Origin of the sequence: Massilia consociata, from assembly GCF_042432755.1 — a bacterium.
In the GTDB taxonomy this organism is placed as follows: Bacteria; Pseudomonadota; Gammaproteobacteria; order Burkholderiales; family Burkholderiaceae_D; genus Telluria; species Telluria consociata.
In genome coordinates, this window is record NZ_JBHLWP010000009.1 from 185,907 (window position 1) to 202,048 (window position 16,142).

The window sequence follows — 16,142 nt, forward strand, 5'->3', positions numbered from 1 at the left end:
CCCCGGTCATAGGATTTTGCCAGGGTTCATAATGCCGAGCGGGTCCAGTGCGGCCTTGATGGCACGCATCATGTCGAGTTCGACCGCGGGCTTGTAGCGCGGCAGTTCGTCGCGCTTGAGTGCGCCGATGCCGTGCTCGGCCGAGATGGAGCCGCGCATTGCGGCCACGCTGTCGTGCACGAGCCGGTTCACGCGCGCCTGGTGCGCGAGGAAGTCCTCGTGCCCGATCCCGTCCGGCGGGGCGACGTTGTAATGCAGGTTGCCGTCGCCCAGGTGCCCGAAGCACACGACCTGGCAGCCGGGAAACGCCGACTGCAGCACGGCATCGGTATGCGCGATAAAGTCGGGGATGCTGGACACCGGCAGCGAAATGTCGTGCTTGATGTTCTTGCCGGCCGCGGCCTGCGCTAGTGGGATATGTTCGCGCAGCTTCCATAGGCCAAGCGCCTGGGCGCTTGACGTGGCGAGCACGGCGTCGCGCGCCACGCCCGCCTCGAGCGCGGCGCCGATGGAGGAGGCGACCAGGTCGGCGGCGTGGGTTTCGGATTCGTTGCTCGACAGTTCGACCAGGGCGTAGTAGGGATGGCGCGCGGCAAAGGGCTTCGGCAGGGCCGGAAAGTGGGTTGCCACCAGGCGCAGGCAGAAGTCCGACATCAGTTCGTAGCCGGTGAGCGCGGCGCCGCAGCGCTCCTGCACCAGGCCGAGCAGGGCCAGCGCGCTGCGCGGAGAATCCAGGGCGACCAATGCCGTGAGCGCGGCCTTCGGCTGCGGATACAGCTTGAGCACGGCCGCGGTGATGACGCCCAACGTGCCTTCGGCGCCGATGAACAGCTCGCGCAGCGCATATCCGGTGTTGTCCTTGCGCAGGCCGCGCAGGCCATCCCAGACCCGGCCGTCGGCGGTGACGACTTCGAGCCCGAGGCACAGCTCGCGCGTGTTCCCGTAGCGCAGCACGGCGGTGCCGCCCGCATTGGTGGCGAGGTTGCCGCCGATGGTGCAGCTGCCCTCGGCTGCCAGCGAGAGCGGGAACAGCATGCCGGCGCCGCCGGCCGCTTCCTGGATATCCTGCAGGATGCAGCCGGCTTCGACCGTCATGGTGCGGTTGGCCGGGTCGATGGCGCGGATGCGGTTCAGGCGGCGCAGCGACAGCACGACGGCGGCGCCGCCCGCGTCCGGCACGCTGCCCAGCACCAGCCCGGTACGGCCGCCCTGCGGCACCAGCGGCACGCGCGCGGCGGCGCAGGCGGCCACGACCGCGGCCACTTCGCCGGTGTCGGCCGGCAGCACGACCGCACGGGCGCGGCCGGTGAAGCGGCCGCGCCAGTCGGTCAGGTAGGACGCCATCCCGGTGTCGTCCGCGACCACGCGCTCGTCGCCGACGATGGCCCGCAACTCAGCGAGGAAGGCGTCCGCCGGCTGCTCAGTCATGCGGGACTTTGACCTTGTCTAGCAGTTCCTTGGCGAGGCGCTTGGCTTCCTTCTTGTACGGGTGCAGGAACAGCAGTGCGCAGGCGTAGTACACGACCACGAGCGCGATTTCGCCCATCGCCATGAAGCGCGAGGCTTCCGTGGTGTCGGCCCAGGCCCGCACCACCCCTTCGGCGAAGTAGATGAGGATGACCATCGACGACCACTGCAGCGTGTACAGGTCGCGCTTGATGACGCCGCGCAGCGGCAGCAGCAGCGGCAGCGCCTTGAGCGCGAGCAGCGACCCGCCCGGGTGCAGCGGGGCGACGAAGACTTCCCAGGCCACCAGCCAGCCGATCAGCCAGATCAGGCTGGCAATGGCGCCGGCATGAAAGACTTTTGCGGTATCCATCAGTGCATTCCGTGCAGTTTGACCGCGGCGGTGGCAAGACGTTTCCCGAGCGCGATCGCGAGCACGCGTTCGTCCTCGGTGATCGTGCGCTTGCCGTCCGCGCCGGCCCAGTGGGTGGCGCCGTAGGGGCTGCCGCCGCTGGCCGTGTTCATGAGTTCAGGGTGCGAGTAGGGCAGGCCCATCACGAGCATGCCATGGTGCATCAGCGGCAGCATCATCGACAGCAGGGTCGCTTCCTGGCCGCCGTGCAGGCTCCCGGTGGAGGTGAAGACGACCGCCGGCTTGCCCGACAGGGTGCCGTTGACCCAGTCCGCCGCGGTGCCGTCGAGGAAGTACTTGACGCTGGCCGCCATGTTGCCGAAGCGGGTGGGCGAGCCGAGGGCCAGGCCGGCGCATTCCCGCAGGTCGTCCAGCTCGACATAGGGCGCGCCTTCGCGCGGGATGTCGGGCTCGACCGCCTCGGCCACGGTGGACACCGCGGGCACGGTGCGCAGGCGCGCCTCGGCTCCCGGCACGCTTTCGATGCCCTGGGCGACCAGTTCGGCCAGTTTGCGGGTAGCGCCGTGGCGCGAGTAGTACAACACGAGGATGGGCAGGGTCGGGGTCATCGTTGGCTTGTTCATCGTTGTATTATAGGGCGCTTTGCTCAATTGACATGCCCCGCGATGGGCGAATCGTACGCTGTTTCAGACAACCCAGATGCTTTCGAAAACCGTCCACTCCGTGCCGCACACCTCGTCGAGCATGGCGGCCCTCGCCGTCGACCGCGCGCGCGGCCTCAGCCTTGGGGAGGCGCGCGACCTGCTGCGCTTCGCGCGCCGCCGCCTGCGCGAAGTGAAGCTGCAGCAGGTCGCCGGGAGCCTGACCTTCACCACCACGCTGGCTCTGGTGCCGCTGCTCACCATCGTGCTGGCGGTGTTCACCATGTTCCCGGCCTTCGGCCAGTTGCGCGCGGAACTCGATGCCTGGATCGTCCGTGGCCTGTTGCCCGAGGGGATCGGCAGGACGATCAGCGCCAACCTGAACCAGTTCGCCAGCAAGGCCGAGGGACTGTCCCTGCTGGGGGCGGCGTTGCTGCTGGTGACCACGACCACGATGCTGGGCATGATCGAGCGCGCCTTCAACGGGATCTGGGGCGTGCGCCGGCCCCGGCCCTGGTCCCAGCGTATCCTGGTGTACTGGGCCCTGATCACCCTCGGTCCGATCCTGTTCGGCCTGTCGGTGAGCGCCACCACGCAACTGTTCACCGCGACCGGCGGCCTGTTCGGGAGCATGCCCTTTTTCGACGCGCTGTTCTATACGCTAGCCTCGGTGCTGCTTACCTCGGGCGCCTATACGCTGCTCTACATGACCGTGCCGAACTGCCCCGTGCACTGGCGCGACGCGGCCTGGGGCGGGCTGGCGGCCGCCATCGCCTTCGAGATCGCCAAGCGCGGTTTCGCGTTCTACATCAGCCAGTTTCCGACCTACGCCATCATCTACGGCGCGCTGGCCGCGCTGCCGCTGTTCCTGCTCTGGGTCTACGTCTCCTGGATGATCACCCTGGTCGGCGCCTTGCTGGCCGCGGCCTTGCCGGTAGTGAAGTACGAGCGCTGGTGGCAGCAGCCGGCGCCGGGCGGCGCCTTCGTCGATGCCATGGCGGTGCTCAAGGTGCTGGCCGGCAGCGCGCACGCGACCGGTACCGCGCTCGTTTCGAGCGCGGCGATCCGGGCGCATACCCGCATCGGCTACGACGAGATGCGCATGCTGGTCGAAAAGATGGTGGCGGCCGGCTGGGTCGGCCGGGTGCAGGACGAACTGCCTTCGCGCAAGCGCTGGGGCCGGGGCGCGCGCGAGGATGCCGAGCACTGGGTGCTGCTGGCGGACCCGGAAAAGATCCTGCTGGCCGACGTCTACCGCCTGTTCGTGTTCGATGCCGCGGGTGCGGACGGCATCGCGCACGCCGGCGACCCGGCCGCCACGCCGGCGACCCCGCTCGCGCTGGACACGGCGTCACTGGCGCGCCAGGTCGAAGCCGCGGTGGAGCAGGGGCTGGGACAAACGCTGGCGGAACATTTCGGCAGGGCGGCCTGACGTCCCCATCGGTGATGCGCGGGGAGGCAACGGCGCTGCCCGCGCGTGCTACCAGCTCAATTTGCCGGTCAGCATCTGCCAGTACATCACCCAGTCGGCCCGGAACGAATACCAGGGCTGGGAAAACGAGGCCGGCTTGTTCTTCTCGTAGAAGAAGTGCCCGATCCAGGCGCCGCCGTAGCCGCTGACGACGGCGAACAGCAGCCACCAGGCGTTCAGGCTGTCGATGTACTGGGCGATCGAGGCGATGGCCGACGAGGTGCCGATGAAGTGCGCCCGGCGGCAGCGGCGGTCGGCGTGCTGGGTCAGGTAGTAGGGATAGAATTCCGCGAAACTGGCGAACCGTGCGGTCATGGCGTCTCCTCGTGGTGGATCGTCGCGGCGAAGCCGGCCAGGGCGTCGAGCACCGCGTCGGGCGCTTCGGTCATCAAGGAATGGCCGGCGTCCACGGTGACGATTCTGCCATGCTTGACCGTGCCAGTCAGCAGCTTCGTGGAGCGCGGCGGCGTCATCATGTCCTTCGTGCCGAACACGAACAGGGTCGGGCAGCGCACCGCCTGCGCCGCCGCTTCGCCGTCGGCATAGCTGTTGCAGGCGGCGAAATCGGTGTGGAACAGCTGCTGCGGATTGCGGGCCGACATGCGCTGCATCAGGCGCCGGGCGCCGCCCATCACCGAGAAACCGGGGCCGGGGCAGGATGGCTTGTGCGCGATCGACGAATGCGACCAGATGTTGACCATGTCGATGGCCGCCGCTTCGTCGGTGCGCGCGGTGTCGAGCAGGGCGTCGGAAACCTTCATCGGATAGGTGGTGCCGAGCAGGGCCAGGGCGGCGACCGCGTCCGGCGCACGCCGGCTCGCCTCGAGCGCGACCAGCGAACCCATGCTGTGCCCGGCGAGGAGGGCGCGACGTGCACCCGCGGCCTGCAGCACGAGCAGGAGCCAGTCGGCCATCTCCCCGATGCTCGCCAGCGCCGGACCGGCGCTACGGCCGTGGCCCGGCAGGTCGACCGCCAGCACGGCATACCCGTGGTGCGCCATGTAGCGGCTCTGCAGCGCCCAGACCGAGTGGTCGTTCTGGGCGCCGTGGATGAAGACGATGGCGGGCAGTTGCGGGTCGAAGGCCTTGCCGCCGGTGTAGGCGTAGGCGGTGGCGCCGTGGATGGTGAACTGCATCTCAGGCTCCTTTTTGGGCAAGCTTCAGGCCGCGCCTGAGGTCGTCGATCAGGTCGTCCGGATCTTCCAGTCCGACCGACAGGCGCATCGTGCCTTCGAGGATGCCCGAGGCCGCCAGCTGGTCGGCAGGAACGCGGAAATGCGTGGTCGAGGCCGGATGGATCACCAGGGACTTGGCGTCGCCCACGTTGGCCAGGTGCGAAAACACCTGCAGGCCGTCGGCAAAGCGGCGCCCGGCCGCGCGGTCGCCCTTCAGGTTGAACGTGAACACGGCGCCGCAGCCTTTCGGCAGCAGGCGCCGGGCAAGCAGGTGGTCGGGATGCGATTCCAGCTCGGGATAGTTCACCGACTCCACCGCCGGGTGCGCGAGCAGGAACTCGACCACGCGGCGGGTGTTGGCCACGTGGCGCTCCATGCGCAGGCCGAGCGTCTCGATGCCCTGCAGGATGGCGAAGGCGTTGTGCGGGCTCATCGCCGCGCCGAAATCGCGCAGCCCTTCGCGCCGGGCGCGCAGGGCAAAAGCGCCGACCGTCGACTCCTCGGCGAACACCATGCCGTGGAAGCCCTCGTAGGGCTCGCACAGTTCCGGGAACCGTCCGCTCCTGGCGTGGGCGGCGTCCCAGTCGAAGCTGCCGCCGTCGACCAGCAGGCCGCCGATGGCGGTGCCGTGGCCGCACAGGAACTTGGTGGCGGAGTGGAACAGCAGATCGGCGCCGAGCTCGAATGGACGCTGCAGCCAGGGCGTGGTGAAGGTGGCGTCGACCATCAGCGGCAAATCGTGCTCATGGGCGAGGGCGGAAATCGCCGGAATGTCGAGCACGTCGAGCCCCGGGTTGCCGAGCGTCTCGCCGAACAGGAGTTTCGTATTCGGCCGGATCGCGGCGCGCCAGGCGTCGAGGTCGCGCGAGTCGACGAAGGTGGTCTCGATGCCGAAGCGGCGCAGCGTGTAGTGCAGCAGGTTGTGCGAGCCGCCGTACAAGGCGCTGGAGGCCACGATGTGCGCGCCTGCGCCGGCGATGGTCGCCAGGCCCAGGTGCATCGCGGCCTGCCCGCTGGCGGTGGCGATGCCTGCCACGCCGCCTTCCAGCGCGGCGATGCGCTCTTCCAGCACCGCATTGGTCGGGTTCGAGATGCGCGAATAGACGTGGCCGGCGCGCTCCATGTTGAACAGGGCGGCCGCATGGTCCGAATCGCGGAACGCAAACGAGGACGTGAAATGGATCGGCGTGGCGCGCGCGCCGGTGGCCGGGTCGGGGGCGGCGCCTGCGTGCAGGGCCAGGGTGTCGAAACCGGGGTACTGGGGACCGCTCATCGTGGCGACTCATCATGGAAATGCGATGGGCGGCATCGTAGCATTATTTATGTTTGCGCAACATCACGCCGTCCCTGAAATGGTGCAGCGCTGGATTTTTTGGCGGGCATCGGCTACAGTCAGCCTTATGAGTTATACAAATATTGCTGCAATCACCAACCAACCGGACGGGGTGGCCACCATGAAAGTCTCCGAGATCCTGCAGGTGAAGGGCGAAATCCTCTATACCGTCACGCCGGACATGCCGCTGGTACAGGCTGCCGCGACGATGGCGGAGAAGGACATCGGCTCGCTGGTCGTGATGGAATACGGTGACCTGGTCGGCATGCTGACCTTCCGCGAAGTGATCAAGGAACTGCACGCCCAGGGCGGCACCCTGAGCAACGGCACCGTGCGCAAGGTGATGGACGACAGTCCGATCACCGTCACCCCGGATACCGAAGTCAACGAGGTGCGCCGCATCATGCTGGAAAAGCATGCGCGCTACCTGCCGGTCATGAATGCCCGCACCCTGCTGGGCGTGATCTCGTTCTACGACGTGGCCAAGGCGGTGCTGGAAGCGCAGAGCTTCGAGAACCGCATGCTCAAGGCCTATATCCGTGACTGGCCGGCCGAGCAGGCTGCCGAGGACTGATGCTGTAGCGTGGGCGGCTGCGCCGCCCACTCTTCATGGGCCTCATGCAGCCTCGGTCTGTGCCTTTCCCAGCCATCCTAGCAGCGCCTCCGGCGACAGCGGCCGCGAGAACAGGAAGCCCTGCGCCAGCGGGCAGCCCAGGCTGCGCAGGATGTGCGCCTGGCGTTCGTCCTCGACCCCTTCCGCGATCACCGACAGGCCCAGGTTGCGGCCCAGCTGGATCACCATTTCCGCAATGCTGCTGCCGCGTGCCGAGCCGGTGATCTCGGTGACAAAAGCGCGGTCGATCTTGAGCCGGTCGACCTGCAGGCGCTGCAGGTGGGATAGCGACGAAAAGCCGGTGCCGAAGTCGTCGATCGCGATCGACACCCCGGTGCGCTTGACCTGCGCCAGCTTCTCCACCAGCAGTGCGGGCTCTTCCATCGCCATCGATTCGGTGATTTCCAGTTCCACGAACTCCGGCGGGGCGCCGGTGTCGTCCAGCGCGCGCCGCAGCATGTCGACGAAGTGCTGGTGGCGGAACTGCACCTGCGAGACGTTGACCGACATCGTGAAGTCCAGGTAGCCGGCCGCGCGCAGGCGCACCAGTTCGGCAAGCGCCTGGCGCAGCACCCACTCGCCGATGTCGACGATCAGGCCGGAATATTCGGCGATCGGGATGAAGCGGTCGGGACCGACCAGCCGACCGTCTTCGGTTCGCCAGCGCAGCAGCGCCTCGGCGCCGAACGCACGGTTGGCCGCCAGGTCGACCTGCGGCTGGTAGGCCAGGAACAGTTCGCCGCGCTGGAAGCCGCTGCGCAGCGCATGCATCATGCGGACCCGCTCGCGGATCTCGACTCCCATGCTGCGCGAGAAGAAGAAGTGGCCGGCGCGCTGGCGCGACTTGGCCCGCTTGAGGGCGATGTCGGCGTCCTTCAAGGCATCGACCCCGCTGCCGTCGTGCTCGCACAGGCGCACCAGGCCCAGGGTCGCGGACACCTGCACGTCCTGCCCGTCGATCCGGAACGGCTCGCGGAACAGCGCCTGGATCGGCGCCGGCTGCACGGTCGCGGCATCGCCCAGTACGCAGAAGATGTCGCCGCCGATGCGCGCGATCTCCAGTCCGGCTCCGCCGGCCGGGCTGAGCCGCGAGCTCAGGCGCTCGCCGACCGCCACCAGCAGCAGGTCGCCGAAATGGTGGCCGAGCGCGTCGTTGGTCTCGGCAAAGTGGTCGAGGTCGACCAGCGCCAGGGTCGCGGTGGCGCGTTGCGGGCCTGCCAGCGTCGCGTCGAGCAGTTCGACCAGGCGGGTGCGGTTCGGCAGCCCGGTCAGCTGGTCGCGGAAGGCGGCCTGGTTGAGGTGGGTAACGAGTTCGACATTGTCCAGGCCCACCGCGACCACGCTCGCGAATACGTCAAGCAGGCGTCGCTCGATGTCGTCGAGCTTGCGCGCGAAGGGAAGGCAGGCTGCGAAGTCGCGCCCGGCCTTGCCGGGGAAGTACAGCGACAGCCAGCCGTCGGCGGCGAGCGAGCCGCGTTCGCGCAGGGTGCGATCGGCGATGCCGGCCAGCGCGGCATACCCATGCGCGCCCGTTGCGTCCTGCGCGCCGAGTCCGCTTCCTTCGAGTCCGTGGTGTTGGCCCTCGGCCGCGACCACGCGCAGCACTTCGTGGCCGGCATGGCCGCCCTCGCGCACGCACAGCACGCCGCCCGGCGGCTGGCCAAGCAGGCTCGCCGCCTGGCGCAGCACGCCTTGGGCCACGTCGCGCACCCCATGCAGGGCCATGAGCTGGGCGCCGGCCGACAGGATGTGCTCGAGACCGGCGCGGCTGGCGTCCAGCGCGCGCAGTTGCTGGTAGGAGCGCACGGCTGCCGCGACGGCGGTGTACAGCTTGGTGCGGGTGAGTTCGGATTTGGTGCGGTAGTCGTTGATGTCGTAGCCGCGGATCGCCTCGAGTTCCGGCGCATAGCCGGGCTGGCCGGTGCGCAGGATGATGCGCACCTCGATCATGCCGAGCTCCTCGCGGATCTGGCGTACCAGCTGCAGGCCGGCGTCGGGGCGCTCCATCACGACGTCGAGCAGCACGACGGCGATGCCTTCTTCCCGCTCGAGCATCAAGCGCGCCTCGCGCGCCGAAAAGGCATGCAGGAATTCCAGCCGCCGGCCCTGCATCTCGACGTTGTCGAGGGCGAAGGTGGTGGTCGAGTGGACGTCGGCGTCGTCGTCCACGACGAGGATACGCCAGCTCGGCAGCTGTCCGGCAGCGCAGCAATCGGCAGGTGAGGGCGTGTCGGCTTCGTCGACGAACACCAGGTCGTCGCGCGCGTCGCGCGCGTCGTGCGCGGTCGTCGTTGCGCTCCATGGCGTTATCGATACAGGCATTACTACGTCTCCCGGTTGGCTGGGCTTTGATTCTGGTCAGTATATATGTAATTGCCAATACCAAAGCTCGGAAATTGGATCATCGGCAAGTTTTGTCTCCATAAGGCAACTGACGCAGTGCGGAATTACTCGGCAAAGTGGCCGGAAAAGGGATCGTTCGTCTTCTCCGAGACACTGGTAGAATGGCAAACCCACTTATTTTTTGTATACAGAGCAACCATGTCCGGCAACTCCTTTGGCAAGCTGTTTTCCGTTACCACTTTCGGCGAGTCGCACGGTCCGGCCATCGGCTGCGTGATCGACGGCTGCCCGCCGGGCATGACGCTGAGCGAGGCCGACATCCAGCCCGAGCTCGACCGCCGCAAGCCCGGGACGTCGCGCCATGTGACGCAGCGGCAGGAAGCCGACCGGGTCGAAATCCTGTCGGGTGTCTACCAGGGGGTGACGACCGGTACCCCGATCGCGCTCCTGATCCGCAACGAAGACCAGCGCAGCAAGGATTACGGCAATATCCTCGATTCCTTCCGCCCCGGCCACGCCGACTACACCTACTGGCACAAGTATGGCGTGCGCGACCCGCGCGGCGGCGGCCGCTCGTCGGCGCGCCTGACGGCGCCGGTCGTGGGCGCCGGCGCGGTGGCGAAGAAGTGGCTGCGCGAGGCCTTTGGCACCGAGTTCTTCGGCTGCATGCGCCAGCTCGGCGACATCGAGGTGCCGTTCCAGTCGTTCGAGCACGTGCATGCCAACCCGTTCTTCGCCGCGACGGCGGATGCCGGACTCCTGGAGCGGATGGAAGCCGCGATGGACGAGCTGCGCCGGGCGGGCGATTCGATCGGGGCACGCATCGACGTGGTGGCGCGCAAGGTGCCGGTGGGCCTGGGCCAGCCGATCTACGACAAGCTCGACGCCGACATCGCCTATGCGATAATGGGCATTAACGCGGTCAAGGGCGTCGAAATCGGCGCCGGCTTCGGCTCGGTGTCCCAGAAGGGCTCCGAGCACGGCGACGAACTGACCCCGGAAGGCTTCGTCGGGAACAATGCAGGCGGCGTGCTGGGCGGGATCTCCACCGGGCAGGACATCACGGTGTCGATCGCGATCAAGCCGACCTCGTCGATCCGCACCCCGCGCCGCTCGATCGACAAGGCAGGCGAGCCGGTCATGGTCGAAACCTTCGGCCGCCACGACCCCTGCGTGGGCATTCGCGCGACGCCGATCGCCGAGGCGATGCTGGCGCTGGTGCTGATCGACCATGCGCTGATGCACCGGGCGCAGTGCGGGGATGTGCGGGTGGGCACGCCGAAGCTGGGGTGAGCCGGGTCAGGTAGCGCCCAGTAAACCTGGGCCCCGGCCTGCGCCGGGGGAGGGGACTTGCGGCTACCGGTACTGCATCCGATTGCAGTCGGTGAAACGGTGCATCACACCCGCGTCACGACCGCTTCCACCTGGTGCCGCCGCTCGACGGTGCGTACCACCAGCCCGCGCAGGTCGTTCAGCAGCGAGAACTCGGTCTGGCTCAGGATCACCGACGGGAAGCTGTCGTCCCACTCGCCATAGATGAAGCCAGCCGGCTGGCCGTGCGCGCACAGCGGGATCACCACGAAGCAGCGGGCTGCGCCCAGGCTGTCTCTCCACCAGCCGGGCAGCTTGGCCGCGAACTTGGCGTCGTGTGCGTTCTCGATGAAGATCACGCGGTCGCTGCCCAGCGCCGCATGGAAGACGTTCGGTTCGTAGGCATCGTCGAAACCCAGTCGGGGTAGCAGGGTCTTGCTGCCTTCGCCAAGGCCGAGGCGGGCCGTGTACCTGCCTTCGCGGCGGTTGCGCAGGAATGCGAACGAGCGCGTGAACGACAGGCCCTTGTGCATCGTCTCGAGGGCCATCGACATCATCTGGCCCGGGGTTGCGCTCACGCCGGCGTCGCGCATGTCGGCCACCCCGCTCATCAGGATCTTGTTGCCGGCCGTGCGCTTGCGCGTCGCGGCCACCTGTTCCGCGCGCTTCTCGGCAGGCTTGGCCAGGGGCGCGATCGACAGGTCCGCGGCGGCCATCTCGCGCGCCTTGTCGATGGCGCCCAGCAGGCCGCTCGCTTCCACGCCGAGCATCGGGGCGAAGCTTTCCGCCAGTGCGGCGACGCGCGCGGCGCCGTGTTCGTCGTCGTTCCAGAGCGCATCGGCTACTCCGGTGGACATGGTGCCCAGCGCGGCCAGCCAGTCGTCGTGGCCGAAGCCGTCGAAGCGCTCGGCTGGCTCGACGCGGCGCATGCCGGCGATCAGGTTGCGCGGCAGGCCCCAATGCTCCGCCGTAGCCCGGCCGATGGCCTCGAGCGACAAGCCCAGCAGCGTCTCCGCTCCCGACTCCTCGTGGCCTTCGCCCGCCGCGTCGCGCAGCTGCTGCCAGCGTTCGGGCAGGTAGAAGGTCACCATCATGCGCCCGAGCGAATGCAGGATCGAGCACACCACGGCTTCCTCCGGGTCGCGCGAGACCGCGCTGGCCGCCACCTGTTGCGCCACCATCCCGGCCAGCACCGCTTTCTCCATCTCGATATGGGCGCTTTCGGTGTCGGGCGAGGACTTGGCCAGCTCCTCGATCAGTTTCAGGCCCAGCGCCAGGTGGCCGATGGCTTCGGTGCCGAGCACGAGGACCGCCTTCGACACCGTGTTGATGCGCTGGCCGAATGCCGAATACATGCCGCTGTTGGCCAGGCGCAGCACCTTCTGCGTGAGCACCGGATCCGACAGCACGGTCTGCGTCATTGAGAACTCGCGTTCATCCTCGCCGCGCATCGAGGCGAGGATGGCGTTGATGGCCTTGCTGAAGCCGGGCATGTCGCCCTGCCTGCGGATGCGTTCCCACAGCAGGGAGAGGGTGGCGTCGGCGCGCGGCGAACGCGGGGTGGCGGCTTGTGTAGTCATCGTTTGCCCGTCCGTATGTCGGCCGGCAGTAATTCGGTGTAGAGGTCTTCCTTCAGCGCGGCCAGTGCCACGTGCGCCGGCATCGGCTTGCCCGTCAGGTAGCCCTGGATGTACTGGCAGCCCAGGTTGTCCAGGAAGGCCAGCTGTTCTTCCGTTTCGACACCTTCCGCGACCACCGACAGGTCCAGGTGCCTGGCCAGGTCCAGCACCGCGCCGCAGATCGCCGCGTCCTTCGCGGCCTGCGGCAGATCCTTCACGAAGGCACGGTCGACCTTCAGCACCGAGATCGGAAAACGCTTCAGGTAGGCCAGGGAGGAGTAGCCGGTGCCGAAGTCGTCGATGGCGATGCGGGCGCCGCGCTCGGCCATCCTGGCCAGCACCGATTCGGCGTGCAGCGGATCCACCATCAGGGTGCCTTCGGTGATCTCGAGCACCAACTGGCGGCCCGGCGTGCCCGACAGCGCCAGCGCATCGTCGAGCACCGCCAGGAACTTGTCGTTCCTGAACTGGCGCGGACTGATGTTGACCGAGATGTACAGCTCGCGTCCGGCCACCTCCTCGAACTGGCGGACCTGCATGCAGGCGGCCTTCAGCGCCCAGGCCCCCAGCAGGTTGATCAGGCCGTTGGTCTCCGCGATCGGGATGAAGCGGCCGGGGGGCACCATGCCCAGGGTCGGGTGCTTCCAGCGCATCAGCGTCTCGAAGCCTTCGATGGTGCGGTTGCGCGCATCCACGATCGGCTGGTAGTACAGCTGGAACTCGCCTTCGCGCACCGCGTTGAACATCGCCGCCTCGAGCGAGATGTCGTGTTCCGGCGGGCCCTGGTCGCGCGGGCTGTAGGTGACCGTACGCGCCCGGCCGGTTTCCTTGGCGCGCGACATCGCGGTGTCGGCCAGCGTCACCAGCCGCACTTCATCCTCGGCATGTTCGGGGTAGATCGCCACGCCGATCGAGCCGGCCAGGTAGATCGTGTGGCCGTCGATCTCGAACGGCGATTGCAGCGCGGCCATCAGGCGGCCGGTGACGAGCTTGATCTGGGCTTCGCTGGCGGTGCCAGGCAGGACCGCGACGAACTCGTCGCCACCGACCCGGGCCAGGGTGTCGCTGTCGCGCAGGGTGCGGCGCAGGCGCCCGGCGGCCATGCGCAGCACCGCGTCCCCGACTCCGTGGCCGAGACCGTCGTTGACCTTCTTGAAGCCGTCCAGGCCGATGGTCGCAACCGCAAAGCCCTGGCCCGAGCGGCGTGCGTTGGCGATCACCATGCGGATGCGGTCGGAGAGCAGCACCCGGTTCGGCAGTTCCGTGAGGGCGTCGTGGGTCGCCATGTGGCGCAGGCGTTCCTCGGTGGCGTGCTGGGCCGACATGTCGCGTCCGACCACCAGCAGCGGCGCATCGTCGCCGCTCGCGATCATGGCAATCCGCAGCTCGAACCAGACATCGCGCTCGCCGCAGCGAAAGCGCGCCTCGACGATGCTCGGTTCGCCGCTGGCGCCGGCAGCGACCAGGGCGTTGCGCAGCGAGGGCTGGTCGACGTCGTGGACCAGCGACACCAGCGGGCGGCCGTCCAGTTCCACGCCGCCGAGCCCCGATGCGCGCCGGCTGGCGGCACGCACCTGTCCGCCGAGCGTGACACGGAACACGGCGTCGCCGGCAGCCTCGAGCAGGCTGTCGAGCAGCGCCGGAGCCGACCTACGGGGTGTCGGCTGGGACGGGGCGACGGTACTGGTGTGCATTTTCAGATTTCTGCCTTCTTATCGCTGGCACGCGCACGACATGCCCGGTGTAAACCATGCAAGTCTACCAAACCAGAAGCGACTGTAGCATTGAAAGATTCCAGTAAGCATTAAAAATGACAAAGCGATGAAGGAACGAATGCTTAAGTCGCCCATCCTTGCGCTCCCGCAGCAGCTTGCGTTGTTTCGGCCTTTGCGCTAGCGTGGAAGGTGCACAAGTTGCCGCGTAGACAATCTGCCGGCGCCTGCCATTGTCGCCGATTCTTGTTGGCTAGCATATTATGGGTCACTGCTGGCGACCAGAATGATGCTTTATTGCAACAAAATTGAAAGGTCCAGGGAATGAACGGTATCGACACCCAGGCGGGCATCCTGCAGGACGCCCGCTTCGACACGCACCAGGTACTCAACCAGGCTGCGCCGTTCGAGGACGTGAACCTGTTCCGTTGCGACCCGGCGTTGCGGGAAGCGGTGGTGCGCGAAGGCGCCGGCTGGTCCGCCGCGGCGCTGGACGCGCTCGGCGCCACGCTCGGCCAGGCCGGGGTGCTCGACCTCGGGCGCCAGGCGAATACCCATGGCCCGCGGCTGACCAGCTACGACCGGATGGGCAACCGGATCGACGAAGTCGAGTTCCATCCGGCATGGCACCGTTTGATGGGGATGATGATCGGCGCCGGCGCCCATTCGGCGCCGTGGCAGGACCCGCGACCGGGCGCGCAGGTGGCACGGGCGGCGCAGTACCTGTTGTTCGGCCAGGTCGAGAACGGTGCCCAGTGTCCGGTGACGATGACCTATGCCTCGGTGCCGGCCTTGCGCCGCCACCCGGTACTGGCCGCGACGTGGCTGCCGAAGATCCTGTCGAACGAGTACGACCCGCGTTCGTTGCCGGTGGAGCACAAGCGCGGCGCGCTGGTCGGCATGGGCATGACCGAGAAGCAGGGCGGTAGCGACGTACGCGCGAACACGACCCGGGCCGAGCCGATGCCGGCGGGCGAGGCCGCTGCGCGATTCGGGGCGGCCGGGGAGGGCGCCCACCGGATCGTCGGCCACAAGTGGTTCTTCTCGGTGCCGCAATCGGATGCGCACCTGATCCTGGCGCAACTCGACGAAGCGGGGAGCGCCGGCCCGAGTTGCTTCTTCGTGCCGCGCTTCCTGCCGGACGGCAGCCGCAACGCGATCCGGGTCCAGCGCCTGAAGGACAAGCTCGGCAACCGCTCGAACGCCTCGTCCGAGGTCGAGTTCCACAACGCGGTCGGATGGATGGTGGGCGCACCGGGGCGCGGGATTCCGACCATCCTCGAGATGGGCAGCCACACACGCCTCGACTGTGTCCTCGGCAGCGCCGGCATCATGCGCGCGGCCCTGTGTCACGCGCTGCACCACGCGCGCGGGCGCAGCGCCTTCGGCCGGCTCCTGAGCGAACAGCCCCTGATGCAGAACGTGCTGGCGGACCTCGCGCTCGAATCGGAGGCGGCGACGGCGTTCGCGCTGCGCCTGGCGCGCTGCTTCGACGAGGCCGCCGACCCGGTGCAGGCACTGCTGGGACGCATCCTGACTCCGGCCGGCAAGTACTGGATCTGCAAGCGCGGCCCCGCCTTCGGCGCCGAAGCGATGGAAGTCTTGGGCGGCAACGGCTATGTCGAGGACGGCCCGCTGGCGCGGCTGTACCGCGAGTTCCCGGTGAATTCGATCTGGGAAGGCTCGGGCAACGTGATGTGCCTGGACCTGCTGCGGGCGCTGGGCAAGTCGCTGCCGGAGGCGCGCGACGCGCTGGCGCACGAGCTGATGCCGGCGGCGGGGCGCGACGCGCGCTTCGCGGCCCATGCCGGCCGCCTGCTCGACGAACTGCCGGCGCTGGCAAGGGACGAAGCCGGTGCGCGCCGGCTGGCCGAGCGGCTGGTGCTGGCGGTGCAGGGCGCGCTGTTGCTGCGCCATGCGCCGGACTACGTTGCCCAGGCCTTCGTTGCCTCGCGCATCGCCGCGGAACCGGGCGGGGCCTTCGGCCGGCTGCCGACGGGCACTGCCTTCGCCGCCATCCTGGCGCGGGCGCTCGCGTCCCCGGATGCCGACGCGGCCCGGCCGGCGCATTCTTGACAAATTACGCAGAAAATACGGACAAACGG

13 protein-coding genes are annotated in these 16,142 nt (G+C 68.1%); 4 read left to right on the forward strand and 9 right to left on the reverse strand.

The features are described 5' to 3' along the window. Positions 1-6 precede the first annotated feature (6 nt). Genes ACFFJK_RS07855 through wrbA form a run of 3 tightly spaced genes read right to left on the reverse strand, consistent with a single transcriptional unit; the run spans position 7 to position 2,442 of the window. Positions 7-1,428 carry an FAD-binding oxidoreductase gene (locus tag ACFFJK_RS07855; protein WP_379678628.1) on the reverse strand — a complete coding sequence of 474 codons (1,422 nt, stop codon included), beginning with the start codon at positions 1,426-1,428 and terminating at the stop codon, positions 7-9. Then, complete coding sequence (locus tag ACFFJK_RS07860) at positions 1,421-1,819, reverse strand: DUF2069 domain-containing protein (protein WP_379678629.1); 399 nt, start codon at positions 1,817-1,819, stop codon at positions 1,421-1,423. The genes ACFFJK_RS07855 and ACFFJK_RS07860 overlap by 8 nt, the downstream gene beginning before the upstream one ends. Further along, entirely contained in the window at positions 1,819-2,442 is a 624-nt protein-coding gene (gene wrbA / locus ACFFJK_RS07865; protein WP_379678630.1) for an NAD(P)H:quinone oxidoreductase, read from the reverse strand. Before wrbA ends, ACFFJK_RS07860 begins: the two co-directional genes overlap by 1 nt. A gap of 76 nt (positions 2,443-2,518) precedes the next feature. Between wrbA and ACFFJK_RS07870 the strand changes: the two genes are divergently transcribed. Beyond that, on the forward strand, positions 2,519-3,892 hold the full coding sequence (locus ACFFJK_RS07870) for a YihY family inner membrane protein (RefSeq protein ID WP_379678631.1): 1,374 nt from the start codon (positions 2,519-2,521) through the stop codon (positions 3,890-3,892). Between the two features lie 48 nt (positions 3,893-3,940). Here ACFFJK_RS07870 and ACFFJK_RS07875 read toward each other — a convergent pair whose 3' ends face one another. Genes ACFFJK_RS07875 through ACFFJK_RS07885 form a run of 3 tightly spaced genes read right to left on the reverse strand, consistent with a single transcriptional unit; the run spans position 3,941 to position 6,379 of the window. Next, a complete protein-coding gene (locus ACFFJK_RS07875; RefSeq protein WP_036247097.1) occupies positions 3,941-4,246 on the reverse strand; it encodes an Mpo1-like protein in 306 nt (101 codons plus the stop codon). Further along, a complete protein-coding gene (locus tag ACFFJK_RS07880) occupies positions 4,243-5,067 on the reverse strand; it encodes an alpha/beta fold hydrolase (protein ID WP_379678632.1) in 825 nt (274 codons plus the stop codon). Before ACFFJK_RS07880 ends, ACFFJK_RS07875 begins: the two co-directional genes overlap by 4 nt. A gap of 1 nt (position 5,068) precedes the next feature. Beyond that, the gene (locus ACFFJK_RS07885; RefSeq protein WP_379678633.1) at positions 5,069-6,379 is read right to left on the reverse strand and encodes an O-acetylhomoserine aminocarboxypropyltransferase; all 1,311 of its coding nucleotides are present in this window, start codon (positions 6,377-6,379) and stop codon (positions 5,069-5,071) included. Positions 6,380-6,560: 181 nt separating this feature from the next. Between ACFFJK_RS07885 and ACFFJK_RS07890 the strand changes: the two genes are divergently transcribed. Further along, positions 6,561-7,013: a CBS domain-containing protein gene (locus ACFFJK_RS07890; RefSeq protein WP_379678634.1), complete on the forward strand. Its 453-nt coding sequence runs from the start codon at positions 6,561-6,563 to the stop codon at positions 7,011-7,013. A 42-nt stretch (positions 7,014-7,055) separates the two neighbouring features. On the opposite strand, the gene ACFFJK_RS07895 is transcribed toward ACFFJK_RS07890, so the two are convergent. After that, positions 7,056-9,374, reverse strand: a complete 2,319-nt coding sequence (locus ACFFJK_RS07895) for an EAL domain-containing response regulator (RefSeq protein ID WP_379678635.1) — start codon at positions 9,372-9,374, stop codon at positions 7,056-7,058. 219 nt (positions 9,375-9,593) lie between these two features. Here ACFFJK_RS07895 and aroC point away from each other — a divergent pair, with 219 nt between their 5' ends. Beyond that, positions 9,594-10,688: a chorismate synthase gene (gene aroC / locus ACFFJK_RS07900; protein WP_379678636.1), complete on the forward strand. Its 1,095-nt coding sequence runs from the start codon at positions 9,594-9,596 to the stop codon at positions 10,686-10,688. A 104-nt stretch (positions 10,689-10,792) separates the two neighbouring features. Here the strand turns inward: aroC and ACFFJK_RS07905 are convergent, their stop codons facing one another. Together ACFFJK_RS07905 and ACFFJK_RS07910 are read right to left on the reverse strand one after the other, a co-directional pair. Then, positions 10,793-12,286, reverse strand: a complete 1,494-nt coding sequence (locus tag ACFFJK_RS07905; RefSeq protein ID WP_379678637.1) for an HDOD domain-containing protein — start codon at positions 12,284-12,286, stop codon at positions 10,793-10,795. Further along, positions 12,283-14,019, reverse strand: coding sequence for a putative bifunctional diguanylate cyclase/phosphodiesterase (locus ACFFJK_RS07910; RefSeq protein ID WP_379678638.1), 1,737 nt, complete (start codon positions 14,017-14,019; stop codon positions 12,283-12,285). Before ACFFJK_RS07910 ends, ACFFJK_RS07905 begins: the two co-directional genes overlap by 4 nt. A 342-nt stretch (positions 14,020-14,361) precedes the next feature. Here ACFFJK_RS07910 and ACFFJK_RS07915 point away from each other — a divergent pair, with 342 nt between their 5' ends. Continuing rightward, a complete protein-coding gene (locus ACFFJK_RS07915) occupies positions 14,362-16,113 on the forward strand; it encodes an isovaleryl-CoA dehydrogenase (RefSeq protein WP_379678639.1) in 1,752 nt (583 codons plus the stop codon). Positions 16,114-16,142: the final 29 nt, after the last annotated feature.